Raw genomic sequence first — 25,315 nt, forward strand, 5'->3', positions numbered from 1 at the left:
GGTTCTCCTTAGCGGTGGAATTGCTCACTTGACCGCACCGGCGGTCAGGCCGGCGACGAAGTAGCGCTGCAGCGCCAGGAAGCCGGCGACGACGGGCACACTGACCACCAGCGAGGCGGCCATCACCTGGTTCCAGTAGACGTTGAACTGGGTGGAGTAGCCCTGCAGGCCTACCGCCAGGGTGCGGCTGCCCTCGTCGGTCATCACCGAGGCGAAGAGCACCTCGCCCCAGGCGGTCATGAAGGCGTACACGGTGACCGCGACGACGCCCGGCACGGCGGCCGGCAGGATCACCCGGAACAGGGTCCGGAACGGGCCGGCGCCGTCGACCTGGGCCGCCTCGTCCAGTCCACGGGGGATGGAGTCGAAGTAGCCGACCAGCATCCAGATCGAGAACGGCAGCGAGAAGGTCAGGTACGTGATGACCAGGCCGGTACGGCTGGCGTACAGCTCGATCCCGGTGGCGTTGCCGAGGTTGACGTAGATGAGGAAGAGCGGCAGCAGGAAGAGGATGCCGGGGAACATCTGGGTGGAGAGCACGGTCACCGAGAAGAGCCCGCGGCCGCGGAACCGGTAGCGGCTCACCGCGAACGCGGCGAAGATCGCCACCGCCACCGAGCAGACCGCGGCGATGCTCGACACGATCAGGCTGTTCACCAGATAGCGGGCCAGCGGCACGGTGCTCCACATGTCGATGAACGGCTGCAACGTGGGCCGGCTGGGCCACCAGGTGAAGCCGTTCTGCACGTCCTGCAACGGCTTGGCCGCCGAGGTGACCATCACGTAGAGCGGGATGACGACGAAGAGGGTGAGCAGGGTCAGCACGATCCGCCGGCCCCAGCGCTCACCGGCGGTCTCACGCATGGTCCCTCCGGCGGTTCGTGATCAGCAGGTAGCCGGCCGAGACGACCAGCAGGAACAGCAGCAGCGCCACCGACATCGCCGAGCCGGACCCGAAGTCCCAGGTCTTGAAGGAGCTGCGGTAGATGTGGATGGAGATCAGGTCGGCCTGCTCCGGGGCGGAGCCGCCGAAGAGCACGTACGGGGTGTTGAAGTCGTTGAACGTCCAGAGGAAGAGCACCAGCACGAGGACCAGGTTGACCGGTCGCAGCATCGGCAGGGTGACCGAGCGCAGCCGCCGCCAGAACCCGGCGCCGTCGATCGCCGCCGCCTCGTACATCTCGCCCGGGACGTTCTGCAGCCCGGCCATCAGGCAGAGGAACGCGAACGGCCAGTTCCGCCAGACCGACACCACGAGCAACGACCAGAAGCTGTTGTCGCCGATCAGCCAGAACGGCCGCTCGTTCAGCAGCCCGAGCTGGTCGACCAGGACGTGGTTGACCAGGCCGGTGTCGCGCTGGAGCAGGAAGCTCCAGGTGATCACGGCGGTGTAGACCGGCAGCGCGTACGGGGTGAGGAAGAGCGCCCGCAGGATCGCCCGGCCCCGGAACGGCCGTTGCAGGACGACCGCGCCGGCCATCCCGAGCAGCCAGGCCAGCCCCACCGAGAGCAGGGTGTAGACCAGCGTGATCCAGAAGGAGTGCAGCAGCTCGCGGCCGGCGGCGCTGTTGAAGTCGAGCGTCGCCCGGTAGTTCTCCAGCCCGATGAACGGGGCGGTGGACCAGTTGCGGATCTGGAACTGGGTCAGCTCCAGCATGCTCATCCAGACCCCGACGACCATCGGGATCACGTGGATGGCGAGTTCCAGCACGATGGCCGGGGCGAGCAGCAGGTACGGCAGGAGCGAGCGCCGCGGGCGGCGGGGCCGCCGGGGGCGGTCGGGCGGTGTCGCGGCCCCGGGTTCGCGCCGGCGAGCCGCGCCCGGCGCGGTGGTGCTGGTTGCCATCAGGGTCCTTTCGAAGGTGGTGGCCGCGGCCGGGCCGGTCGAGCGCCCGGCCGCGGCCACCGATGACGCCAGGTCAGCGCATCTTCTGCTGCGCGTCGGTCAGCTTCTTCTTCACGGACTCCTCGGTGACCGGCTTGCCGCCGGCCGCGTCGGCGAAGAGCTCCTTGATGGCGGTGCCGACGAGGGTCTCGAACGTGCTCTCGTCCGGCACCTGGGGCAGCGGGGCGGCTGTGGTGCCCAGGGTCTCCTGGATCACCTTCTGCTCCGGGGCGGTGAACGCCGGGTCGGAGCCGGCGGTCTTCACCGCGGGCAGCGAGCCGTACGTCTTGTTGAGGATGGTCTGCTCCTCGTCGCTGGTCATGAACTTCACGAAGCTCAGCGACCCGTCCTTGTTCTTGGTGTGCTTGAAGATCGCCATGTTGATGCCGGCGACCATGCTGTTGACCTTCTTGCCGCCGGCCGGCGGGCTGGCCAGGAACGGCACCGGCGCGATGCCGTACGCGTCGGCGGCCATGTTCTGCGTCTTCAGGTTGGAACCGGCGGACTGCCAGAGCAGCATCGCGGCCTTGCCGTTGGCGAAGTCGGAGACCGACTGGTTCTGCGCGTACTCGGCGTTGCTCGGGTTGGTGATCTTGTCGGCGGCCATGAAGTCGACGTACCGCTTGATCGCCGCGACGTTCTGCGGGGTGTCGAAGGTCGGCTTGCCGGCCGAGTCGAACCACTCACCGCCGTACTGCTGGCTGAAGGTGAACGCGTGGTGGGCGTTCTCCGACGGGTTGGCCCCCTCGATCGCCAGGCCCCACTTGCCGCCGGTGGTCAGCTTCTTGCCGTACTCGGCGAGCTGCTCCCAGGTGGTCGGCGGCGCCGTGATGCCGGCGTCGGCGAACGCCTTCTTGTTGTAGTACAGGCTGTACGCCATGCTGTAGAGCGGCACGGCGGCCGGCGGCTTGCCGGAGGCGCCGGCGGCGGCGAGCGCGGCGGGCACGATCCGGTCCTTGCCGCCGACGGCCTGCAGGGTGGCGTCGTCGAACTCGACCAGCGCGCCGGTGGCCTGCAGCGATGCCGACCAGGTGTTGCCGATGTTCACCACGTCCGGGCCCTGGCCCGAGGTGGCGGCGGCGAGCAGCCGGTTGAGCAGGTCCGACCAGGGGACCACCTCAAGGTTGACCTTGATGCCGGTCTGCTTCTCGAACTTGTCCAGCTCCGGCTGGAGGGTGGCCTTGTCGGCCTCCAGGCTGGCGCCCTGGTTGCTGGCCCAGTAGGTGAGCGTCTTGGCGGAGCCGGCGTCGTCGCCGGAGCCGCCGCACGCGCTCAGCGTGGTGGCCGCCAGGACGGCGGCGGCGAATATCCCGAGGTGTCGTCTCGTCGACACGATCAGCCCTTCCGGTGCAGTGGTGGGAGTCCGCTGGCGCTGCCGTCGAAGGGGTGGGGGCGACGGGGTGGCCGGCCGGGCGGACGGGGTTCCGGGTGGCGTCGGCGGGAGTCCACCGGCGTTTCCCGGGAGTTACATCACGGCTTAATGAATGTCGTCATTAAAGTGGTTGTCCAGTGGGTCGTCAAGCACGGGGCGGTTAGAGTGCCTCGGACGACCGACGGGATCGAGGTGACGAGTGGAGCTGGCGCGAGCCACCAACCGGAGCGTCCGGCTGCGCAACCGGTCCGCCCTGCTGACCAAGCTCTTCCTCGACGGTCCGCTGACCCGGCAGGACCTGGTCCGCAGCACGGGCCTGAGCCAGCCGGCCGTGAGCAACGTGGTGGGCGACCTGATCGAGGAGGGGCCGGTCGTCGAGGCCGGCGTAGCCGAATCCGACGGCGGTCGGCCCAGCATGATGCTGCGGGTCGCGCCCCGGTTCGCGTTCGTGATCGGGGTGGACGTGGGGGAGACCCGGGTCCGGGTCGAGCTCTTCGACTTCGTGATGACGCAGTTGGCCAGCGTGGAGTACCCGCTCGACCCGGCCCGGACCGAGCCGGCCGTGGTCGCCGGGCATGTGCTGGCCGGGATCGACGCGGTGACCGGCGAGGCCGGTGTCGCCCCGGCCGACGTGCTCGGCGTCGGGATCGGGGTCTCCGGAGTGGTCGAGCAGGGCGCGCAGGCGGTGGTGCACGCCCAGGCCCTCGGCTGGGACCGGGTGCCGCTGGAGCGGTTGATCAGCGCCGGGACCGACCTGCCGCTGCACATCGACAACGGCGCCAAGACGCTCGGCCAGGCCGAGATGTGGTTCGGCGCCGGCCGGGGCGCCCGGCACGCGGTCTTCGCCCTGGTCGGCTCGGGGGTCGGGGCGGCCGTGGTGGCCGGCGGCGTCACCTACCGGGGCGCGTCCAGCAGCGCGGGGGAGTGGGGGCACACCACCCTGGTCTACGGCGGCCGACCGTGCCGGTGCGGAGCCCGTGGCTGCCTGGAGGCGTACGTCGGCGCGGAGGCGATCATCGAGCGTTACCGGGAGGCGCGCCGTGGCCGCCCGGTGCCCGGCGAGGACGAGGAGTCCCAGGTGGCCGCCCTGCTCGACGCCGCGGCGACGTCGGCCACCGCCCGTCGGGTGCTCGACGAGACGGCCGCCTACCTGGGCGCCGGGGTGGCCAACCTGATCAACCTGTTCAACCCGGAGCGGGTGGTGCTGGGCGGCTGGACGGCGATGGCTCTCGGTGAGCTGCTGCCCGCGGTCCGCGAGGCCGCCGGCCGGCAGGCGCTGCGCCAGCCGTACGAGCAGGCCTCGATCGAGTTGTGCCGGCTCGGCGTGGACGCGGTCGCGCTCGGCGCGGCCACCCTGCCCATCGCCCGGTTCCTCGGCGACGGCGGCGTGCGCCGCTGACCGCCGCCACCACCACCACTGCCGCCACCACCACTGCCGCTGCCGTAACCACTACGGCTGCCGTCACGGCTGCCGCGTGCCCTCGCCGAGGCGAATGAGCGGTGTCATCGCCCTCGGTCCAGAGCAGGCAAGGGCGTCTTCGCCGCTGTCGAACTGCTCCAGATATGAACATCCCCCTGCCTGTCCGCCCACGGCGCCGGTGATGTCGGCGACCTTGGCGCGGTGACGTTCGGCACCCGCGGCGGGGAGGGAAGCGGGCGGCGGTGTGGGGAAGTGGCAGCGGCGGCGGGCGGCGGGACGGGAAGCGGGCAGCGGGAGCCGGGAGGGGCAGCGGCAGCGGCCGGCGGGACGGGGAAGTGGGTGGTTCATATCTGGAGCAGTTCGACAGCTCCGGTGACCCGTAAGTCTCCGCCGAGGTCGTCCGGCGGTGGTCGGTGCGAGGGTATGGCACGGGTCGTCTATGACCGACCTTCGGGATAAATAACAGTGTTATAGATCGATGTCTTGACGGCGTCGCAACCCCGCCGTAACACTCCTACGAGAGCGCTCTCCGACCCGCGGCGTCGCCCCCGGCAGCACCACCCGGCGCCCCGTGGTCGTGCTCGAAACCCTTCCCGTCGCGCCCGGCGTCCGCAGCCCCCTATCGACAGGCAAAGTCATGACATCACCCGCAATATCCGTACGCTCGGCAGCGCGCCGGCGACCCGCGGTCCGGCGCCTGCTCATCGGGCTGACCGTGGCCCTGGTCGCGGCGCTCAGCCCGGCCGTCGCGGCGCCGGCACAGGCCGCACCGACGCTGCTGTCGCAGGGCCGCCCGGCCACCGCGTCGTCCACCGAGAACGCCGGCACCCCGGCCGCCGCCGCGGTGGACGGCAACACCGGCACCCGCTGGTCCAGCGCGTTCAGCGACCCGCAGTGGCTCCAGGTCGACCTGGGCGCCCGGGCCACCCTCAGTCAGGTGACCCTGGTCTGGGAGGGCGCCTACGCCCGCGCGTTCCAGCTGCAGACCTCCGACGACGGGGCCAGCTGGACCACCATCTGGTCGACCACCACCGGCGTCGGCGGCACGCAGAACATCAACGTCACCGGCGCCGGCCGCTACGTGCGGATGAACGGCACCGCCCGGGGCAGCGCATACGGCTACTCGCTCTGGGAGTTCCAGGTCTACGGCGAGACCGGCGGCACCACCCCGACCTGCGGCAGCACCAACGCCGCCCAGGGCCGGCCGGCCACCGCCTCCTCCACCGAGAGCGCCGCGCTGGCGGCCTCGGCCGCGGTGGACGGCAACACCGGCACCCGCTGGGCCAGCGTGGCCAGCGACCCGCAGTGGCTCCGGGTCGACCTGGGCAGCACCCAGTCGATCTGCCGGGTGGTGCTGAACTGGGAGGCCGCCTACGCCCGCGCGTTCCAGGTGCAGACCTCCGCCGACGGCTCCGCCTGGACGACGATCTACAGCACCACCACCGGCACCGGGGGCTCGCAGACCCTCGACGTCACCGGCAGCGGCCGGTACATCCGGATGAACGGCACGGCGCGGGGCACCGCGTACGGCTACTCGCTCTGGGAGTTCCAGGTGAACACCACCGGCGGCGGGACCGTGGACCCGGTGCCACCGACCGACCCGCGCAACCCGAACCTCGGGCCGAACACCTTCGTCTTCGACCCGAGCACCCCGACGTCGACCATCCAGAGCCGGCTGAACACCCTCTTCGCCCAGCAGGAGCAGAACCAGTTCGGCCCGCAGCGCTACGCGGTGCTCTTCAAGCCGGGCACCTACACCGCCGACGTCAATCTCGGCTTCTTCACCCAGGTCGCCGGGCTCGGCATGAGCCCCGACGACGTGAACCTCAACGGGCACGTCCGGGTGGAGGCGTTCTGGATGGGCGGCAACGCCACCCAGAACTTCTGGCGCGCCGCCGAGAACCTGTCGGTCACCCTGCCCGCCGGGGTGAGCGTGGAGCGGTGGGCGGTGTCGCAGGCCGCGCCGTACCGCCGGATGCACCTGCGCGGCGCGCAGAACCAGATCCAGCTCTGGAACGGCGGCGACGGCTGGTCCAGCGGCGGCCTGATGGCCGACACCCGGGTTGACGGCCTGGTCGTCTCCGGCTCGCAGCAGCAGTGGTACTCGCGCAACAGCGAGTTCGGCAACGGCTGGACCGGCTCGGTGTGGAACATGGTCTTCCAGGGCGTCACCGGGGCGCCGCCGCCGAGCTTCCCGAACCCGTCGCACACCGTCATCCCGCAGACCCCGCAGGTGCGGGAGAAGCCGTTCCTCTACGTCGACGGCACCGGTGAGTACCGGGTCTTCGTACCCGCGCTGCGCACCAACTCCACCGGCACCAGCTGGTACGGCAAGACCCCGGCCGGCTCGTCCATCTCGCTGTCACAGTTCTACGTGGTGCAGCAGGGCACCAGCGCGGCCGCCATCAACGCGGCCCTGGCCCAGGGCAAGCACCTGCTCTTCACCCCTGGCGTGCACCACGTCACGGAGCCGATCCAGGTCAACCGCCCCGACACGGTGATCCTCGGCCTCGGCCTGGCCACCATCCAGGCCGACAACGGCGCCGTGGGCATGCGGGTGGCCGACGTGGACGGAGTGAAGGTGGCCGGCATCATGTTCGAAGCCGGCACGACGAACTCGCCGGTGCTGATGGAGGTCGGCCCGGCAGGGTCGGCGGCGAGCCACGCCGCGAACCCGACCTCGCTGCACGACGTGTTCTTCCGCATCGGCGGGCCGCACGTCGGCAAGGCCACCAACACGCTGACCGTCAACAGCGACAACGTGATCGGCGACCACATGTGGCTGTGGCGGGCCGACCACGCCGCCGCCGGCGTACCCACCGGGTGGACGCTGAACACCGCCGACACCGGCCTGACCGTCAACGGCGACAACGTGACCATGTACGGACTCTTCGTGGAGCACTACCAGAAGTACCAGACCGTCTGGAACGGCAACGGCGGCCGGACGTACTTCTACCAGAACGAGATGCCGTACGACCCGCCGAACCAGGCGGCCTGGATGAACGGCGCGACCCGGGGCTACGCCGCGTACAAGGTGGCCGACGGGGTCACCAGTCACCAGGCATGGGGCACCGGTAGCTACTGCTACTTCAACGTCAACCCCGCGGTGGTCGCCGACCGGGCCTACGAGGTGCCGACCAATCCGAACGTGCGGTTCACCAACATGGTGACCGTGTCACTCGGCGGCGTCGGCACCATCAACCGGGTGATCAACAACACCGGTGGGACGGCGAACGCCGCCAACCAGCAGGTGTATCTGACCACCTACCCGTAACCAGCGCACCGCATCGACGGGCCCGGCGGGCATTGTGGCCGGGCCCGTCGGCCGTGCCGCTCGGCCGGCAAGCGTCGGGTACGCGACTGCGCCGGTGCGCCGACGATGATCGCCAGGCAGGTGTGCGGGCATCGACGGTCCTATACTGTGCGTACCGGTCGTGGAACCCGTGAGCGGAGGCGGGCGTGCCACTCTTCTTCCTGAGCTACGCCCAAGACGACAACCGCAACGGTCACGTGCAGGACTTCTTCAACCACCTCCGCGACGCGGTCGCCGGCCTGGCCGGCGTCGGTTGGGACGAGGCCGGGTTCATCGACGGTCAGATGCCGCTCGGCACCACCTGGTCGCAGGAGCTGGCCGACGCGCTCTCCAGCAGCGCCTGCCTGATCGCGCTCACCTCACCGCACTACGTGGTCAGCGACTACTGTGGACGCGAGTTCCGGGTCTTCGCCGACCGCATCGACGAGCACGAGCGGCAGTTCGAGGTACGCCCACCGGCGCTGGTGCCGATCCGGTGGATCCCCTGCGACCGCCTGCCGCGGGTGATCACCGGCTTCCAGTACCGCAACTTCCTGGCCGACTCCGTCTACGCCGAGGACGGCCTGCTCACCCTCAAGCAGCGCCACCGTCACCACGACAAGTACCACGACTTCGTCGACGCGCTGGCCAAGCACATCGTGCGTACCGCCAAGGCGCACACCCTGCACCGCCCCGCGCAGCGACCGGTGCTGGCGAAGGTGACCAGCGCCTTCGACGAGCCGGCGCAGCCCCGGACGGAGTCCGGACCGGTCCCGGCCAGCCACACCCCGCGGGCGACCAGCGTCCGGCACGTCTACTTCGTGCTCGCCGCCGGCAGCTCGGCGGAGCTGGTCGGCACCCGTCCCGGCGCGGAGGACCGCTACGGCGCGGTGGCCCGGGACTGGCGGCCCTACCAACCCGAGCTGCCGGTGCCGATCGGCAGCTGGGCCGGCGCCATCGCCACCACCAAGCGTTACGGCTGGACGGTCGAGGACGCCACCGACCTCGCCGCGGTGCGGGAGTGGGCCCGCGAGCACAACCAGATCGTCGTGCTGGTGGTCGACGTCTGGTCCGCCGATCTGCCCCGCTACCAGCTCACCCTGATCAGCCACGACCGCGAGGTCGACTCGGTCGCGCCGGTGCTGGTGCCCTGGACGGCGGCCGACGACGCCGCGGCCGGCGGCAACCGGCGGATGTGGGACACCCTGGCCCGGATACTGCCGCACCACGTGCTGCGCAACGACCGGGAGGTGTGGCGCACGGAGATCCCCAGCTCGGCGCGGTTCCAGGAGGAGCTGGAGGACGTGCTGGTGGTGGCGCAGGGCCGGATCTACCGCACGGGCACGGTCTACCAGGAGCCGCCCTCCGACGGCCCCGGGCAACGCCCGATCCTCGAAGGTCCCTAGGGGAGGCAGGCCATGGCGGGAAACGAGGCGGCACGCGGCCAGATCGTCACGTTCTACTCGTACAAGGGTGGCACCGGGCGGACGATGGCGCTGGCCAACATGGCCTGGATCCTGGCCAGTCAGGGCCTGCAGGTGCTGGTGGTCGACTGGGATCTCGAGTCGCCCGGTCTGCACCGCTACTTCCATCCGTTCCTGCGGGACAAGGAGCTGCGGGCGACCCCCGGTGTGATCGAGATGATCTGGGATTACTCGGTCGCCACCATGCAGCGCAACCGGGACGAGGACTCCCAGGAGCTGCTCGCCGGGCATGCCAAGATCCAGCGGCGGGCGGTCTCTCTGAACTGGGAGTTCAGCCACGGCGGTGTGATCGACTTCGTGGCCGCCGGCCAGCAGGACTCGGCGTACTCGCGGCTGGTGAGCACCTTCGACTGGGCCAACTTCTACGAGCGGCAGGGCGGCGCGGCCTTCATCGACGCCGTCCGCGCCCAGATGCGCGCCGAGTACGACGTCGTCCTCGTCGACAGCCGCACCGGCCTGAGCGACGTGGCCGGCATCTGCACCGTGCAGCTGCCCGACATCGTGGTCAACTGCTTCACCATGTCCACCCAGAGCATCCGCGGCGCGGCGGCGGTGGCCCGCTCGATCCGGTCGCAACGGCCGGAGGATCCGCCGCTGCTGCTGCCGGTGCCGATGCGGGTGGAGGACGCCGAGCTGCGCAAGCTGGAGACCGGGCGCGACCTGCTCCGGGCCGAGTTCGCGCCGTTCCTCGACCACCTCTCCGACGCCGCCGCCGCACGCTACTGGAACACCATCGAGGTGCCCTACCGTACCTTCTACGCCTACGAGGAGATCCTCGCCGCGTTCGGTGACCGCCCCGAGCAGGGCGGCACCCTGCTCGCGGCGTACGAGCAGCTCACCTCGGTGGTCACCGGCGGGCGGGTGACCCGGCTGGAGCCGATGCCGGAGGAGGACCGGCGCCGCCTGCTGGCGGAGTTCGAACGCTCCCGGCTCAGCGCCGAGCAGAGCGTGCTGGTCGCCTACGCCGCGGCGGACCGGCTCTGGGCGGAGTGGATCGGCGACCAGTTGGAGGAGGCCGGGCTGCGGGTCGACCGGCGCGCGCTGGACGTGCCGCTGGGTGCCGGTGGGCGGGCCGAGCTGGACCGCGCGGTCGGCGCCGCCAGCCGGGTGCTCGCCGTGCTCACCCGACACTTCGCCGCCACCCCGCTCGCCGCCGACACCTGGAAACTCGCCGCCAGCCGGGATCAGATCACCGGCGGCGTGCTGGTGCCGCTGCGGGTGGACGAGGCACGGCTGGCCACTCCGTACAGCGACCGGGCGCCGTTCGAACTGACCGACGTGGACCCCGCGACGGCGCGGGCCCGGCTGCTGGAGGTGGCCGGCGCGCCGGTGGTCGCCGGCGGCCGCCCGGTCGGGCGCTTTCCGGCGGTGTTCCCCCCGGTGTGGAACGTCCGCCAGCACGGCACCCCGTTCGTCGGCCGGTCCGGGCAGCTCGAGGCGCTGCGCGACCGGCTGACCGCGTCGTCCGACGCCGGCCTGCAGGTCATCCACGGCCTGGGCGGGGTCGGCAAGACCCAGCTCGCCGCCGAGTACGCGCTGCGCTTCGCCCGCGACTACGACCTGGTCTGGTGGATCCCGGCCGACAGCGAGGAGCGGATCCGCGGCGGCCTGGCCGACCTCGCCGAGGCGATGGGCCTGGGCGTGGGCGGTGGGGGCGAGGCGGTCCGCCGGGTGCTCGACGCGCTGCGCCGGGGCGGCGCCGACCGGCGTTGGCTGATCGTGCTCGACAACGCCGACGAGCCGACCCGGGCCACCCGCGCGCTGATCCCGCAGGGCCCGGGGCACGTGCTGCTCACCACCCGCGACCAGAGCTGGAGCGAACACGCCACCGCGACCGAGCTGACCGTCTTCGACCGGGCCGAGAGCGTGCAGCTGCTGCGCGACCGGGTACGCGGCCTCACCGACGACGAGGCCACCCAGGTGGCCGAGAAGCTCGGCGACCTGCCGCTCGCGGTCGAGCAGGGCGCGGCGTACCTGCGGGCCACCGCGCTGCCGGTCGAGCAGTACCTCGCCTCGCTGGACACTCCCGGCCTGCTGCGCATCCTGGAGGGGCGGCAGTCCGCCGGCTACTCCAAGGCGCTGGCCGCGACCTGGCTGGTCACCCTCGGCCAGCTGCGCCAGGAGAAGCCGGCCGCCGCGCGCCTGCTGGAGCTCTGCTCCTTCTACGCGCCGGAGCCGATCCCGGTCGCCATGCTCACCGGCGAACGGTTCGCCGCCTTCATGGCGCCGTTCGACCCGACGCTGACCGACCCGATCCTGCAGGGGCTGGTCACCGGCGAGCTGGGCCGCTACGGGCTGGCCCAGGTCGACGCGGAGAACAACACCGTCCGCATCCACCGGCTCGTCCAGCTGGTCATCCAGGACCAGCTCGACGACCCGGAGGACGCCCGGTTGCAGGCCCAGCTGCTGCTCGCCGCGGCCAGCCCGCGCGACCCGGACAAGCCGGCGAACTGGCAGCGGTACGCCGAGCTGTGGCCGCACGTCCGCCCGTCCGGGCTGCACGCCTCGACCGCCGACGAGGCCCGCCAACTGGTCGCCGACACCGTGCGCTACCTCTACCGGCGCGGCGACTACGAGACCAGCCGGGCACTCGCCGAGGACGCGCTGGCCCACTGGCGCGACACCGACGAGGACGACCCGACCACCCTGCGGATGCGGTTCCACCTGGCCAACGTGCTGCGCGCGCAGAGCCACTTCGACCTGGCGTACGCCATCGACCAGGACGTCTACGAGCGGCAGCGCCGGATCTTCGGCGAGGACCACCTCTACACCCTGATGACCGCCCGCAGCCTCGGCGCGGACCTGCGCGCCCAGGGCCGCTACCACGACGCGGAGGCGCGGGACCGGCTCACGCTCGAGCTGAGCATCCGCAGCTTCGGCGAGGACAGCGGCCGCACCCTCACCGCCGAGAACAACCTGGCGGTGTCGCTGCGGCTGGTCGGGGACTTCCGCGGCGCCGTACAGCTCGACCAGCACATCCACGAGCGCCGGCGGGACCGGTTCGGCGAGGAGGACCCGTCCACCCTCGCCTCGGCCAGCAACTACGGCCGAGGGCTGCGGGACACCGGCGAGCTGTGGCGCTCGCACTCCGTGCTGCACCGCACCTACGCCGTCCAGCAGAAGGTCATCGGCCCCGACCATCCGGAGACCCTGCGTACCGCCAAAGACCTGGCGCTCACCCTGCGCCAGCTCGGCCGGTTCGCCGACGCGCACCGGCTGATCGAGCGGACGGTGGTGCGTTACCAGCGCACCCTCGGCGGCGACCACGCCGACACCCTGTCCGCGGAGATGGCGCTGGCCACCACCTGGTCGGCGGTGGGTGACAACCAGACCGCCGTGCGGATGGCCCGGCGGCTGCGCGACGGCTACAACGAGGTGCTCGGCGAGACGCACGCGATCACCCTCGCCTGCCTGAACAACCTCGCCGTCCTGCTGCGCAAGCAGGGCGACCACCTCCAGGCCCGGGAGCTCGCCGAGCGGGTCCGCGACGAACTGCTGGCCAGCCTCGGCGAGCGGCACCCGCACACCCTGCTGGCCACCCTCAACCTGGCCAACGACCTGTTCGCCCTCGGCGACCGGGAGTCCGCCCTGTTGCTCGACACCACCGCCTATGTGGAGCTGACCCGGGCGCTCGGCGCCGACCACCCGGACACCCTCTCCGCCTCGGTCAACCTGGCGCTGAGCCGGCTGGCCAGTGAGAGCGAGGCGGACGCCGGCCGGGCCCTCTACGACGAAGCGTTCGGGCAGTTGGTGCAGGTCTTCGGCGGGGACAATCCGCGAGTGGTGCAGGCCCGTCAGCGTGAGCGCTCGAACGCCTACATCGAACCGGCCCTGCTCTGACCACGCGGCTGGCTCGGGCGCGCCCGGGAATCGCGGTCAACCGGCGTCGGGCGCGGTGGTTCCGGCCAGCCAGCCGGCCAGGGTGAGCGGGTCGGCGTCGGGCAGCGCCCGGCAGAGCGCGCGGACCAGATCGGGCCGGCTGGTCAGGGCCCGGGCCGCTGCCGGCTGGCCGCCGCGCCGGGCGGCGAGGGCCAGCCCCACCCAGGCGTCCACGTCCCCGGGGTCGGCGGCCAACCGTTTGCGGTAGCCGGGCAGCGCTCCCGCCGGGTGTCCGGCGGCGTACGCCTGGTCGGACGGGTCCAACTCGGAAGGATCGCCGGACGGGCCGAGCAGCCGACGCCGGACCGCTGCCTCCGGGCCGCTGCCGGTGGTCAGCGCCGGGCGGGCGGCAGCGGGCGTGATCGTCGCCGTCGGCCGGCCCGCTGGCCGGGGCCGGCCCCGCCGCCAGGCCTCCGCCAGCCGGTGCACGTCGTCGGGGTCCGGGGTCAGGTTGGTCAGGCCCCAGCGCAGGGCGCCGCCGTCGGCCACGTCCCGTACGGCCGCCTCGACCCGAGCGTCCACCGGGGAGTCCCCCGGGTCCTGCCAGCGGTGCAGGGTGGCGGCCATGCCGGCGACGAAGGCCCGCCCCGCCGAGGTCAGCTCGGCGCAGCCGGTCAACTGCCCGACCGCCCGGGCGGTCTGCTCCCGCCAGTACGCGTACTCGAACGCGGCGGTGACCCCGTCGTGCCGGCGGCAGCGCCACACCTCGGCGACCCCCAGGTGCGCGTACGCGCCCTGAAGCAGGGCGCCGACCGGGCGCGGGTCGAGCCGCCACGGTGCCCGGTAACGTGCCGGCCCGCCGGGGTCGTGCAACGGCAGCAGGTCGAGCAGCGCACCGAGCTTGGTGTGCTGGAGTTCGTGCACCAGCAGCAGCGCCAGGGTCTGCGGGTCGGCCGGCACGGAGAGCGCGATGGCGCCCAGCGCGTCCCGGCTGGTGGCGCTGACCGGGTTGCCCGACGGTGGGGGCTCCAGCGGCACCAGCGAGCGCAGCAGCACGCCCAGCCCGTCGGCGTGCTCGGGCAGGTGGGCGTTGATCCATTCCCACGCCTGGCCGGTCAGCCGGGTCAACCGGTCCGCCGCCGCGTCGTCCAGTCGGGACGCCGACGGCCGGTGGTACTGCTGCCGCCACGGATCCTGGTCGTCGAGGAGCACCTCCCGTGCCCCGCCGAGGGGAATCCGCCGGGCGGGCGACCACGCGCCGTCCACGTGGACCCGGCCGCTCCGGCCGCCGGCCGCCGCGACCAGCCCGACGTCGCGAACCGGATCGCGTTGGGCGCGGATCGACAGGCCGTCCGCCGCGCCGCGGAGGCACACGACGCCGGGGGCGAGGCCGGCCGCCGCGCCGAGGGTGGGCAGCAGCAGTGTGCCGTCGGGGCACGGCAGGGCCAGTTCGAAGGTCAGCCCGGCCCGGACGGCCGCCGCGGCGGAGAGCGTGGCCAGGTAACCGGCGTCGGCGCTGCCGCCGAGCGCCGCGCGGGCCCAGCCGGCGACCGGCGGGTGGGCCAGCACCTCGGCCACCGCGGCCGGGGCGGTCTCTTCGGCCCGGGTGAGTAGGGCCAGGCTCTGCCGGACCAGCGGCTGGTCGACGGAGGCCCGGGCGGCGGCGACGGTCAGCAGCCGGCGTCGGCCGAGCTGCCCACCGCGCAGCACGTCGAGGGTGGCTGGGTCGCCGTGGCCGGCGGCCAGCCCGGCCAGCTGCCCGGGGGAGAGCACGGCCACCGGCTACCGCCCGGCCGGCACCCGCGCCGGCCGCGCACTGTCCGGCGTGCCGCCGGGCGTCTGCGCCCTGCCCGGCGTGCCGCCGGCCGGCCGCGCCCTGCCCGACGTGCCGCCGGCCGTCGGCGGGCCATCGCCCACGGCGCCGCTCGCCGGGGTGAGGACGGGCGGCGCGATCCGCCGGTGCAGCGCGTCGACGTCGGCGGCGACCACGGAGCGCACGTGCCGGATCAGCCGGTACAGGTCCGGGCAGTAGACCGACGGGTGGGCGAAGCCGGCGCCGGCGCGGAAGCGGTGCGCGTAGAGGCCGCCGCCGCAGGCGCTGACCACCGGGCAGGCCCGGCAGGTCGGGGCGAGCGCGGCCGGGCCGGTCGGTCGGCCGGCCAGCGACGGATGCCGCAGCGCCTCGTCGAAGGAGTGTCGGAAGACGTCGTAGCCGGTGCGCATCGACTCCTCGGCGGTGGTCTTCAGCGTGTCGGTGCCCTCGATCGTGCCGTCGGTCTCGATGGTCATGATGTCCGGCTCCGCGCCGCCGAGCGCCTGCGTACCGCTGCGACCGCCGAGCACCAGCGCGATCAGCGACTCGAACAGCCGGATCCCGGTGCGCCGTGGCGTCTCGCGGTACCAGCGGTCGAAGACGGCGATCAGCCACTCGCCGTACGGGGCGTCCGTGCCGCCCGGGCGGCGCCCCGGTGGGGGCTGCGACCAGTTGCCGTGCGGCAGCAGCAGGTCCAGCCGGGGCGGGGCGAACTCCAGCAGCGCCTCGTAGACCCGGACCGGGTCGTTGGCCAGGTCGACCGTGCAGAGCAGCCCCGCGTAGCGGGCGCGGTGCTCGGGTCGGGCCAGCAGCCGCAGCGCTCTCGCCACCTCGGCGTGGCTGCCCCGCCCGTCGGCGTGCCGGCGGTGCCGGTCGTTGGCGGCCGAATCGCCGTCCAGGCTCACCCCGACGTCGACCCGGTGGGTGCGGAAGAGGTCGAGGAAGGTCTCGTCGAGCAACACCCCGTTGGTCTGCACCCCGACGTCCAGGCTGGTGTCGGCGGGCATCGCGGCGCGCAGCGTCCGTACCGTCCGGTCGATCACCGTCGGCCCGGCCAGCAGCGGCTCCCCGCCGTGCAGCACGACCCGGACCCGCTCGGTGCGGTGCCGCGCGACGTGCGCGGCCAGCCGGTCGGCGATCCGGTCGACGGTGCCCGGCCCGATCACCCGGGGTCGTTCCCGCCACCCCTGGTCGGCGTTGCGGTAGACGTAGCAGTGGTCGCACGCGAGGTTGCAGCGGCTGTGCAGCTTGAGCACGAGCTGGCGTACCCGGGGCGCCGGGCCCTCGTCGGGCCCTGCCGGCACGTCGGCGGCACGGTCAGGGCCGGGCCGGGTGGCCGACGGCAGCGCGTCGGCGGGCATGGTCAGAAGCTCGACTCGAACGCCGACACGTCGCCGGGTCGGCCCGGGTCGTCACCGGTGACGAGGGTGCCCAACACGTGGGCGAGCACACCGTCACCGGCGCCGGCCAGCAGATCGGCGAGGGGCACGTCGCCGAGCTGCACCAGCGCGGCGCCGGGGCTTACCGGCGCGGGCAGCTGGTCGTGGTCAGCCACCGTGGACCGTTTCACGGTCGGTGTCCCGCACCTGGGTCAGCGCTGCGCTCACTCCGCCTTTCTACACCATCGGAGCCGGCCCGGACGGCTCGACACCGCAGCCCCACCGGACCCGCGCCCGCACCGGTCATCGGCGTGCCGGCGCGCCCGGCCCGGCCCGGCGTCGATCTCGCCAACGGCCGGAAATTCCTGCTCCGGGCCTGTCGATTCCGGTCGGCGGCGTTCGTGTGGAGGATGAGAGGTCGGCGAGGGCCGGCCGCCGTGCGAGGAGGAAGACATGGCGCAGTACCTGCTCAGCATCTACGAGCCCGCGGGCGACGGGCTGCCCGACCCGGAGTTCCTGGACACGGTGATGCGCGAGCTCGGGGTGATCCGCGAGGAGCTGGCGGCCACCGGGTCGTGGGTCTTCGGGCAGGGCCTGCACGCGCCGGAGACGGCCACCGTGCTGCGCCCGCGTGACGGCGAGGTGCTCGTCACCGACGGACCGTTCGTCGAGGGCAAGGAGTATCTCGGCGGGTTCACCATCATCGACGTGCCGGATCTCGACGCGGCGCTGGAGTGGGGCCGGCGGTACGCGCTGGCGACCACCCTGCCCATCGAGGTGCGCCCGTTCCAGGGCTGAGCGGTGGGTGACCGCGAGCCGGCCGACGTGGCGGCGGTGTTCCGCGCCGAGTACGGCCGGGCGGTCGCCGTGCTGACCCGCCTCCTCGGCGACCTCGACCTCGCCGAGGAGGCGGTCCAGGACGCGTTCACCGTGGCGGTGCGGCGATGGCCGCAGACCGGGCCGCCGCCCAGCCCGGCCGGCTGGATCATCACCACGGCCCGGAACCGGGCCATCGACCGGCTGCGCCGGGAGGCGTCCCGGGCCGACCGGCACGCCCAGGCGGCCCTGCTGCACGCCCCGACCACGCCCGCCGAGGAGGGACCGGTGCGCGACGACCGGCTGCGTCTGATCTTCACCTGCTGCCATCCGGCGCTCGCCCCGGCGGCCCGGGTGGCGTTGACCCTGCGGCTGCTCGGCGGGTTGAGCACCGCCGAGATCGCCCGCGCCTTCCTGGTGCCCGAGCCCACCATGGCGCAGCGCCTGGTCCGGGCCAAGGCCAAGATCCGGGCGGCCCGGATCCCGTACCGGGTGCCGCGCGACGCCGACCTGCCGGAGCGACTGCACGCCGTGCTCGCGGTGCTCTACCTGATCTTCACGGCGGGGCACACCGCCAGCTCGGGGCAGCGGCTGGTCCGCGACGAGCTGTGCGCGGAGGCGATCCGGCTGGCCCGGCTGCTGGTCGAGCTGATGCCGGACGAGCCCGAGGCGCTCGGGCTGCTCGCCCTGATGCTGCTGACCGAGGCGCGGCGCGGCGCGCGTACCACCGACGAGGGCGACCTGGTGCCGCTGCCGGAGCAGGACCGCGGCCGCTGGGACCGCGAGCTGGTCGTCGAGGGGCAGGCGCTGGTGCGCCGCTGCCTGCGGCGTGACCGGCCCGGCCCGTACCAGATCCAGGCCGCAATCGCCGCGGTGCACAGCGACGCGGCGCGGGTCGCGGAGACCGACTGGGGTCAGATCCTCCAGCTGTACGACCAGTTGACGGCGCTCGACCCCGGGCCGGTGGTGGCGCTGAACCGGGCGGTGGCGCTGGCCGAGGTGGCCGGCCCGGCGGCGGCGCTGGCCGCCGTGGAGCCGCTCGACCTGGCCGGCTACCACGTGTTCCACGCGGTCCGCGCCGACCTGCTGGTCCGACTCGGTCGGTTCACGGAGGCCGCCGCCGCGTACCGGACGGCCGCCGCCGCGACGCTGAACGCGGCCGAGCGGGCCTTCCTGACGGCTCGGGCCCAGCGGCTGGCCTGATCCGGCCCGGGCCCGATCGCGGCGGCGTTTGCCGGTCGGGGCGGCGGGAACGCGGGTGGCGCCGGAGTGCGGCGCCCCGGGGCGCCGCCCGACGAAACGGACGCCGACGCACATGACCTACCGGCCGACAGTCGCCACCGCGGTGCCCGAGCTGACCACGTTGACCCTCGGCGTGGAGGAGGAATTCCTGTTGCTCGACCCCGAGACGGGGGAGAACCTGCCGGTCGCCGACCGGGTGCTGACCGCGCTGCCCGGCCCGGCCCGGGACCAGAGCCGGCAGGAGTTCCGGCACAGCATGGTCGAGATGGTCACCCCGGTCACCGCCGACCTGGCCGAGCTGCGCGCCCAACTGGTGGCGCTGCGCCGCTCCGCCGCCGAGGCGGCCGAGGCGGCCGGGGCCCGGCTGGTCGCTGTCGGCGCGACGCCGCTGCGCGAGCCGCACCGGACGGTGCCGGACAAACCGCGGTACCACGCGATGTCCCGCCGATACGGGCCGGTGGCGCACGATCCCGCGGTCTGCGGCTGTCACGTGCACGTCGGGGTGCCCGACCGCGAACTGGCCGTGCAGGTCTGCAACCACCTGCGGCAATGGCTGCCGGTGGTGCAGGCGATCACCACCAACTCGCCGCTGCACGACGGCGCCGACACCGGGCACGCCAGCTGGCGGGGGATGCAGCTGGAGCGCTGGCCGAGCATCGGCCCCACCCCGTACTTCGCCTCCGCCACCGACTACGACCGCACGGTGGACGAGCTGATCGCCGCCGGCATCATGCTCGACGCCGCGATGGTCTACTGGTACGCCCGGCCGTCCCCCGCCTATCCGACGGTGGAGATCCGGGTCGGTGACGTCTGCCCGACCGTCGACGACACCGTGCTCGTCGCCGCGCTGGTGCGCGCGCTGGTCGCCACGGTGCTCGACGACGTCCGGGCCGGGATCCTCGCCCCGCCCGTGCGCGACTGCCTGGTCTCCGCCGCGCACTGGCGGGCCGCCCACGACGGCCTGGACGGTGACCTGATCGATCTGCGCGCCGGTGGCGCCCGGCCGGCCTGGGCGCTGGTCGACGAGCTCTTCGCCACCGTCACCCCCGCGCTGGTCCGCCACGGCGACCTGGCGTACGTGGTCGCCCAGCTGGCCCGGCTGCGGGACGAGGGCACCGGCGCGACCCGGCAACGCCGCATCCTCGAGCGCACCGGCGACCTGCGCGCCGTCCTCGCCGACCTCGCCGCCCAGACCCGCGGCTGACGCACGCCTCGTCGCCCCGGCGCCCCGTCAGTCAGCGGATGCTGTGTGCCTGGAGCCAGATCTCCAGCAGGCCGAGCTGCCAGAGTTTGTTGCTGCCGGCCGCCGCCGCAGCCCGGTCCGGCTCGGCGAGCAGGCGCGCGACGTACTCCTGACGGAACAGGCCACGCTCGCGGGCCGCCGGCGCCTGCAACGCCTCGGCGACCAGCTCGCGCACCGGACCGTCCACGTTGCGCAGCGCCGGCACCGGGAAGTAGCCCTTGCGCCGGTCGACCACCTCGGCCGGCAGCACCTCCCGGGCCACCTCCTTGAGCACCCCCTTGCCGCCCTGGCTCACCTTGTGCTCCGGCGGGCACTGCGCGGCCAGGGCCACCAGGTCCTGGTCCAGGAAGGGGGTGCGCACCTCCAACCCCCAGGCCATGCTCATGCTGTCCACCCGCTTGACCGGGTCGTCGGGGAGCATCAGGTGGGTGTCCAGCCGCAGCACCGCGTCGAGCGCGGTCTGCGCTCCCGGGGCGGCCAGGTGCGCGTCGAGCAGCTCCCGGCTGGCGTCGTGCTCCAGCGCGTACGCCGGGCCGACGACCCGGTTCAGCTCGGCGTGTTCCCGGTCGAAGAAGGCGTCGGCGAACTCCGCCGCGGCGGCCTCGCGGGCCACCCGGGCCAGCGGCTGGTGGTAGCCGTAGCCGGCGAAGACCTCGTCGGCCCCCTGCCCGGACTGGGCCACCTTGACGTGCTGGGCGACCTGCTCGGACAGCAGGTGGAAGGCGACCACGTCGTGGCTGCCCATCGGCTCGGTCATGGCCAGCACGGTCCGGCGTACCGCCGGCACCAGGTCGTCGTCGGCCAGCCGGATGCGCTGGTGGTCGGTGTCGAAGGCCCGCGCCACCAGGTCCGAGTAGTGGAACTCGTCGCCCGACTCGTCGCCGCGGCTGTCGAAGCCGATGCTGAACGTGCGCAGGTGCCGCTGCCCGGCCTCGGCGAGCAGCGCCACGATCAGGCTGGAGTCCAGCCCGCCGGAGAGCAGTACGCCGACCGGGACGTCGGCGACCAGCCGCCGGCGTACGGCGGTGCGCAGCGCGTCCCCGACGGCCGCCTGCCATCCGCGGGCGTCCCGGGCGGCGTGGGCCGGCTCCCGGACGTACTCCGGCTGCCAGTACACCTCGTCGCGGCTGCGCCCGTCGGCCTCGACGATCCGCATCGTGGCGGGCGGCAGCTTGCGTATCCCGCGCAGGATGGTCCGGGGCGCCGGCACGATCGAGTGCCAGGAGAGGTAGTGGTGCAGCGCCACCGGGTCGATGCCGGTGTCCACGTCACCGGCGCGCAGCAGCGCCGGCAGGCTGGAGGCGAACCGGAGCCGGCCGGGGGACTCGGCGAGGTAGAGCGGCTTGATGCCGAGCCGGTCCCGGGCCAGCACCAGCCGCCGCCGGGCCTGGTCGACCAGCGCGAACGCGAACATGCCGACCATGTGGTCGACGAAGCGTTCACCCCACCGGGCGTAGGCCACCAGGATCACCTCGGTGTCGCTGGTGGAGTGGAAGGTGTAGCCGGCCTCCCGCAGCTCCTCGCGCAGCTGCGGATAGTTGTAGATGCAGCCGTTGAAGACCAGCGCGAGCCCCAGGTCCGCGCGGACCATCGGCTGGGCGCCGGCCTCGGAGAGGTCGATGATGGTGAGCCGGCGGTGCCCGAGGGTGATCCAGCCGTCGTTCCACAGCCCTTCGCCGTCCGGGCCCCGCGACCGCAGCGCCTCGGTCATCCGGGTCACCGCCGCGGCGTCCGGGGTCGACCCGTCGAACCGGGCCTCGCCGGTGACGCCGCACATCAGCGTCGCCGGTGGGTCACAGGGGTCAGCACAGGCACCGCGGTTCCCTCCCGTCACGCACCGGTCCCGTCCATCGGACGGGCGGCTCGGCTACCCGCAGCGGGGTTGCGCAAACCCGGCGCCGCGGGCGTGCGGGTCGGGTGCCGCGGCGGTTCAGCCGCGCAGGGTACGCAGGATCCGGGCGAGCTGTTCCCGGTCGGCCGGGTCGAGGTCGGCGAAGAACCGGTCCGCCTCGGCCTGCCGGGCAGCCCGGATGGCCGCGGCGGTCCGGCCGCCCTCGGCGGTGAGCGCGACCAGGGTGGCGCGCCGGTCGTTCGGATCGGGGCGGCGCTCCACCAGCCCCCGGGCCTGCAGGTCGTCGACCACCTCGGTGGCCGAGCGGGCAGCGATGCGCAGGTGCTCGGCGAGCGAGCTGGGCCGCAGCACGCCGTGCCGGGCCAGGACGCCGAGCGCGCGGGCCTGGCTGGGGGTGACGTCCCACGGCTCGAGCGACTCCCGGGTGCGGTGGCGCAGTCGGCGGGCCACCCCCCAGAAGGCCTCGGCCAGGGTCTCGTCGTCGCCGTCCGCCTCGATCACGGGGAATACCGTAGCAGCAGGTACGGTTGTTCCCTCATGATGAGGTAACCTCAGCACTGTCCCCGACGAAGGCAGGTACCCTCTTGGAGCCCACCCCCCACGGCCGCGACCGCGGCCCCCGTACCGTCAGCGCCGACGAGAAGGCGCAGGCCCGGCAGGTCTCGCTGCGTCGCGTGGCCGGGCTGTTCTCCCCGCACCGAGGCGCGCTGGGCGCGGTCACCGCGATCATCGTGGCCTCCTCGATCGTCGCGATGGCCTCGCCGTTCCTGCTCCGGCACGTGATCGACCAGGCCCTGCCGGCGCGTGACGTGACCCTGCTGGTCTGGCTGGTCCTCGGCATGGTCGCGGTGGCCGCGGTCACCGCCGTGCTCGGCGTGGTGCAGACCTGGATCTCGACCCGGGTCGGCCAACAGGTCATGCACCGGCTGCGCACCGACGTCTTCACCCACCTTCAGCGCCAGTCGCTGGGCTTCTTCACCCGCACCCGCACCGGCGAGGTGCAGTCCCGCATCACCAACGACATCGGCGGCATGCAGTCGGTGGTCACCTCCACCGCCACCGCCGTCGCGGCCAACCTGACCACGGTGGTCGCCACCGCCGCCGCCATGGTGGCGCTGTCCTGGCGGCTCTCCCTGGTCTCCCTGGTCATCCTGCCGCCGGCGATCTGGCTGACCCGCCGGGTGGCCCGCCTGCGCCGGGACATCACCGCCCGACGCCAGCGCGAACTCGCCGACCTCAACGTCACCGTCGAGGAGGGACTGTCGATCAGCGGCGTACGGCTGGCCAAGACGTTGGGCACCGGGCCGGCCCTGATCGAGCGGTTCACCAGCTCCTCCGCCCGCCTGGTCGACCTGGAGCTGCGCAGCGAACTGGCCGGGCGGTGGCGGATGGCCTCGATGAGCATCCTCTTCGCCGCCATCCCGGCGGTCATCTACCTCAGCGCCGGCCTGCCCGGCACCGCCGGCACGCTCAGCATCGGCACCCTGGTCGCCTTCACCGCCCTGCAGAACGGGCTGTTCCGTCCGCTGATGGGTCTGCTCAACGTGGGCGTCTCGCTGACCGCGTCGCTCGCGCTCTTCGCCCGGATCTTCGAGTACCTGGACCTGCCGATCGAGGTGGCCGACCCGAGCGACCCGGTCCGGCTCGACCCCCGCCGCGTCCGTGGCCACCTGCGCCTGGAGGAGGTCACCTTCAGCTACCCGGGCAGCGACACCGCCGCGGTCGCCGGGGTGAGCCTGGATGTGCCCGCCGGCAGCAGCCTGGCCCTGGTCGGCGAGACCGGCTCCGGCAAGAGCACCCTCGCCGCGCTGGTCAGCCGGCTGCACGATCCGGACAGTGGCCGGATCACCGTCGACGGTGTCGACCTGCGCGACCTGTCCCTGGCCGATCTGGCCGCGATCGTCGGCGTGGTCAGCCAGGAGACCTACCTGCTGCACACCACCGTGCGGGAGAATCTGCGCTACGCCCGGCCGGACGCCACCGACGCCGAGATCGAGGCCGCCGCGCGCGCCGCGCAGATCCACGACCTGATCGCCGGTCTGCCCGACGGCTACGACACGATGGTCGGCTCGCGCGGGCACCGGTTCTCCGGCGGCGAGCAGCAGCGGTTGGCCATCGCCCGTACGTTGCTGCGCGATCCGCGGGTTCTGATCCTCGACGAGGCGACCAGTGCCCTGGACACCGAGACCGAACGGGCCGTGCAGCGGGCGTTCGACGCGCTCGCCGAGGGGCGGACCACCGTCACCATCGCGCACCGGCTCTCCACCGTGCGCGGCGCCGACCAGATCGCGGTGCTCGATCACGGCCGGATCGTCGAGTGCGGCACCCACGACAACCTGATCGACCGCAACGGTCGCTACGCGACCCTGGCCGCCTGAGCTTCGCGGCGCCGCGAGTCCTACCCACCGCAGGCGCCTCGGCGGCGTGGACACCACGACTTGACCGCGCCGGGCTCGGATGCGGAGAAGATGGCCGCGGGAAAGCCCCGCGGCCATCTTTCCGGTCAGCTCGGCGTGCGGTTCAGCGGTTGTTGCGCAGCGGGGCGAGCGCCGTGCTCCAGGCCACAACCTGGTCGAGCGTGGTGTTCAACGCGTCCTGCTGGAACGGGCCCGGCTTGAAGACGCTGAAGTTCTCGAAGTCGGTGAAGAGCGACAGCGCCACCTGGGACCGCACGTCGGCCATCTGGAGCTCGCCGGAGATCAGGCGCAGGTGCTCCACCGCCCGGGCACCGCCGACCGAGCCGTAGCTGACGAAGCCGACGGCCTTGTTGTTCCACTCGGCGTAGAGGAAGTCGATGGCGTTCTTGAGGGCGCCCGAGGTCGAGTGGTTGTACTCGGGGGTGACCATCACGAACCCGTCGAACGACGCGATGGTGCTGGCCCAGCGCAGCGTGTGCGGCTGGGTGTACTGGCCCATCGAGGGCGGGTACGCCTCGTCGAGGTGCGGCAGCTGGTAGTCGAGCAGGTCGATCAGCTCGAACTCGGCGTCCGAGCGCTGCTTGGCCACCTCGAGAACCCAACGGGCGACGGCCTCACCGTTACGCCCCGGGCGGGTGCTGCCGAGGATGATCCCGATCCTGGTCATGTGTGTGGTGCCCTTCCAGAGAAGTCCTTGCCTGGCTCGTAGACGCTAGCTATACCTTGCTTGGTCAAGCAAATATGAGGGGTATGTTTGAGGTCACACTGTTGTTCGCTCAAGCAACTAGGATGGATGCATGTCCAGCCCCACCGCAGAACCGCTGCGGCCCCTCAGCCCCGACGAGGAGAAGCTCGTCCGCGCCCTGGGCCAGGTGATGTACGCCCTGCCCCGGCTGATCGACGCCGACATGGTGGGCGACCGCCAGCTGCCCCTCACCGAGTACACCGCCCTGCGGGTGCTCTCCGAGGCTCCCGACCGCCAGCTGCGGATGAGCGAACTCGCGGCGGCCTGCCAGCTCTCGCTCAGCGGCATGACCCGCACCGTCATCCGGCTGGAGACGCAGGGCCTGGTCGAGCGGGTTCGCAGCGAACAGGACGCCCGCGGCTGGAACGCCGTGCTCACCGACGCCGGCTTCGCCCGCGTGGAGGAGTCCTGGCCGAGTCACCTGGCAGCGGTGCGGCGGCGGTTCCTCGACCACTTCGAGGGCATCGACCTGGTCCAGCTGGCCCGCGCGTTCGAGCAGGTCGGCAAGGCCGACCGAGCCGACCGGTGCTGACCCG

The 25,315-nt window shown here is 72.9% G+C and carries 18 protein-coding genes; 9 read left to right on the forward strand and 9 right to left on the reverse strand.

Going from position 1 to position 25,315, the window contains the following annotated elements; translation table 11 throughout:
• Positions 1–24: 24 nt before the first annotated feature.
• From AB0C04_RS22720 to AB0C04_RS22730, 3 genes are all read right to left on the reverse strand, one after another.
• Complete coding sequence (locus AB0C04_RS22720) at positions 25–864, reverse strand: carbohydrate ABC transporter permease (protein WP_357057750.1); 840 nt, start codon at positions 862–864, stop codon at positions 25–27.
• Entirely contained in the window at positions 857–1,846 is a 990-nt protein-coding gene (locus AB0C04_RS22725; RefSeq protein ID WP_357057752.1) for a sugar ABC transporter permease, read from the reverse strand. Before AB0C04_RS22725 ends, AB0C04_RS22720 begins: the two co-directional genes overlap by 8 nt.
• A gap of 73 nt (positions 1,847–1,919) precedes the next feature.
• Positions 1,920–3,218 (reverse strand): sugar ABC transporter substrate-binding protein, encoded by a 1,299-nt coding sequence (locus tag AB0C04_RS22730; protein WP_357057754.1) that lies wholly within the window; start codon positions 3,216–3,218, stop codon positions 1,920–1,922.
• 238 nt (positions 3,219–3,456) lie between these two features.
• Between AB0C04_RS22730 and AB0C04_RS22735 the strand changes: the two genes are divergently transcribed.
• The 4 genes from AB0C04_RS22735 (at position 3,457) to fxsT (ending at position 13,293) form a co-directional block, all read left to right on the forward strand.
• Positions 3,457–4,656 (forward strand): ROK family transcriptional regulator, encoded by a 1,200-nt coding sequence (locus AB0C04_RS22735; RefSeq protein ID WP_357057756.1) that lies wholly within the window; start codon positions 3,457–3,459, stop codon positions 4,654–4,656.
• A gap of 658 nt (positions 4,657–5,314) precedes the next feature.
• Positions 5,315–7,951, forward strand: a complete 2,637-nt coding sequence (locus AB0C04_RS22740; RefSeq protein WP_357057758.1) for a discoidin domain-containing protein — start codon at positions 5,315–5,317, stop codon at positions 7,949–7,951.
• A gap of 185 nt (positions 7,952–8,136) precedes the next feature.
• The gene (locus AB0C04_RS22745; protein WP_357057761.1) at positions 8,137–9,375 is read left to right on the forward strand and encodes a TIR-like protein FxsC; all 1,239 of its coding nucleotides are present in this window, start codon (positions 8,137–8,139) and stop codon (positions 9,373–9,375) included.
• 12 nt (positions 9,376–9,387) lie between these two features.
• Positions 9,388–13,293, forward strand: coding sequence for an FxSxx-COOH system tetratricopeptide repeat protein (fxsT, locus tag AB0C04_RS22750; protein ID WP_357057763.1), 3,906 nt, complete (start codon positions 9,388–9,390; stop codon positions 13,291–13,293).
• 36 nt (positions 13,294–13,329) lie between these two features.
• Here fxsT and AB0C04_RS22755 read toward each other — a convergent pair whose 3' ends face one another.
• The 3 genes from AB0C04_RS22755 to fxsA are packed head-to-tail and all read right to left on the reverse strand — an operon-like array spanning position 13,330 to position 16,640.
• On the reverse strand, positions 13,330–15,045 hold the full coding sequence (locus AB0C04_RS22755; protein ID WP_357057765.1) for an HEXXH motif-containing putative peptide modification protein: 1,716 nt from the start codon (positions 15,043–15,045) through the stop codon (positions 13,330–13,332).
• Positions 15,046–15,054: 9 nt separating this feature from the next.
• Positions 15,055–16,446 carry an FxsB family cyclophane-forming radical SAM/SPASM peptide maturase gene (locus AB0C04_RS22760; RefSeq protein ID WP_357057767.1) on the reverse strand — a complete coding sequence of 464 codons (1,392 nt, stop codon included), beginning with the start codon at positions 16,444–16,446 and terminating at the stop codon, positions 15,055–15,057.
• Positions 16,447–16,448: 2 nt separating this feature from the next.
• On the reverse strand, positions 16,449–16,640 hold the full coding sequence (fxsA, locus tag AB0C04_RS22765; protein WP_357057769.1) for an FxSxx-COOH cyclophane-containing RiPP peptide: 192 nt from the start codon (positions 16,638–16,640) through the stop codon (positions 16,449–16,451).
• A 277-nt stretch (positions 16,641–16,917) separates the two neighbouring features.
• On the opposite strand from fxsA, the gene AB0C04_RS22770 reads away from it, so the two are divergent.
• From AB0C04_RS22770 to AB0C04_RS22780, 3 genes are all read left to right on the forward strand, one after another.
• Complete coding sequence (locus tag AB0C04_RS22770; protein WP_357057771.1) at positions 16,918–17,262, forward strand: YciI family protein; 345 nt, start codon at positions 16,918–16,920, stop codon at positions 17,260–17,262.
• A gap of 3 nt (positions 17,263–17,265) precedes the next feature.
• Positions 17,266–18,483, forward strand: coding sequence for a sigma-70 family RNA polymerase sigma factor (locus tag AB0C04_RS22775; protein WP_357057773.1), 1,218 nt, complete (start codon positions 17,266–17,268; stop codon positions 18,481–18,483).
• Positions 18,484–18,595: 112 nt separating this feature from the next.
• Positions 18,596–19,726, forward strand: coding sequence for a glutamate--cysteine ligase (locus AB0C04_RS22780; protein ID WP_357057775.1), 1,131 nt, complete (start codon positions 18,596–18,598; stop codon positions 19,724–19,726).
• Between the two features lie 31 nt (positions 19,727–19,757).
• On the opposite strand, the gene AB0C04_RS22785 is transcribed toward AB0C04_RS22780, so the two are convergent.
• Together AB0C04_RS22785 and AB0C04_RS22790 are read right to left on the reverse strand one after the other, a co-directional pair.
• Positions 19,758–21,542, reverse strand: a complete 1,785-nt coding sequence (locus AB0C04_RS22785) for an N-acetylglutaminylglutamine amidotransferase (protein WP_357057777.1) — start codon at positions 21,540–21,542, stop codon at positions 19,758–19,760.
• 153 nt (positions 21,543–21,695) lie between these two features.
• Positions 21,696–22,118 (reverse strand): MarR family transcriptional regulator, encoded by a 423-nt coding sequence (locus AB0C04_RS22790; RefSeq protein ID WP_357057779.1) that lies wholly within the window; start codon positions 22,116–22,118, stop codon positions 21,696–21,698.
• Between the two features lie 83 nt (positions 22,119–22,201).
• Between AB0C04_RS22790 and AB0C04_RS22795 the strand changes: the two genes are divergently transcribed.
• Entirely contained in the window at positions 22,202–23,995 is a 1,794-nt protein-coding gene (locus AB0C04_RS22795; RefSeq protein WP_357057781.1) for an ABC transporter ATP-binding protein, read from the forward strand.
• Between the two features lie 142 nt (positions 23,996–24,137).
• On the opposite strand, the gene AB0C04_RS22800 is transcribed toward AB0C04_RS22795, so the two are convergent.
• A complete protein-coding gene (locus AB0C04_RS22800; protein ID WP_357057783.1) occupies positions 24,138–24,701 on the reverse strand; it encodes an NAD(P)H-dependent oxidoreductase in 564 nt (187 codons plus the stop codon).
• 130 nt (positions 24,702–24,831) lie between these two features.
• Between AB0C04_RS22800 and AB0C04_RS22805 the strand changes: the two genes are divergently transcribed.
• A complete protein-coding gene (locus tag AB0C04_RS22805) occupies positions 24,832–25,311 on the forward strand; it encodes a MarR family winged helix-turn-helix transcriptional regulator (protein ID WP_357057785.1) in 480 nt (159 codons plus the stop codon).
• The last annotated feature ends 4 nt before the right edge of the window (positions 25,312–25,315 follow it).

The sequence above is a fragment of the Micromonospora sp. NPDC048909 genome (genome assembly GCF_040649635.1).
Classification (GTDB): Bacteria; Actinomycetota; Actinomycetes; order Mycobacteriales; family Micromonosporaceae; genus Micromonospora.

Excerpts from the sequence above, each read along its gene's own strand:
- AB0C04_RS22720 (WP_357057750.1), bottom strand. The coding sequence starts at position 864 with ATGCGTGAGACCGCCGGTGAGCGCTGGGGCCGGCGGATCGTGCTGACC.
- AB0C04_RS22725 (WP_357057752.1), bottom strand. The coding sequence starts at position 1,846 with ATGGCAACCAGCACCACCGCGCCGGGCGCGGCTCGCCGGCGCGAACCC.
- AB0C04_RS22740 (WP_357057758.1), top strand. The coding sequence starts at position 5,315 with ATGACATCACCCGCAATATCCGTACGCTCGGCAGCGCGCCGGCGACCC.
- fxsT (WP_357057763.1), top strand. The coding sequence starts at position 9,388 with ATGGCGGGAAACGAGGCGGCACGCGGCCAGATCGTCACGTTCTACTCG.
- AB0C04_RS22760 (WP_357057767.1), bottom strand. The coding sequence starts at position 16,446 with ATGCCCGCCGACGCGCTGCCGTCGGCCACCCGGCCCGGCCCTGACCGT.
- AB0C04_RS22770 (WP_357057771.1), top strand. The coding sequence starts at position 16,918 with ATGGCGCAGTACCTGCTCAGCATCTACGAGCCCGCGGGCGACGGGCTG.
- AB0C04_RS22780 (WP_357057775.1), top strand. The coding sequence starts at position 18,596 with ATGACCTACCGGCCGACAGTCGCCACCGCGGTGCCCGAGCTGACCACG.
- AB0C04_RS22785 (WP_357057777.1), bottom strand. The coding sequence starts at position 21,542 with ATGTGCGGCGTCACCGGCGAGGCCCGGTTCGACGGGTCGACCCCGGAC.
- AB0C04_RS22800 (WP_357057783.1), bottom strand. The coding sequence starts at position 24,701 with ATGACCAGGATCGGGATCATCCTCGGCAGCACCCGCCCGGGGCGTAAC.
- AB0C04_RS22805 (WP_357057785.1), top strand. The coding sequence starts at position 24,832 with ATGTCCAGCCCCACCGCAGAACCGCTGCGGCCCCTCAGCCCCGACGAG.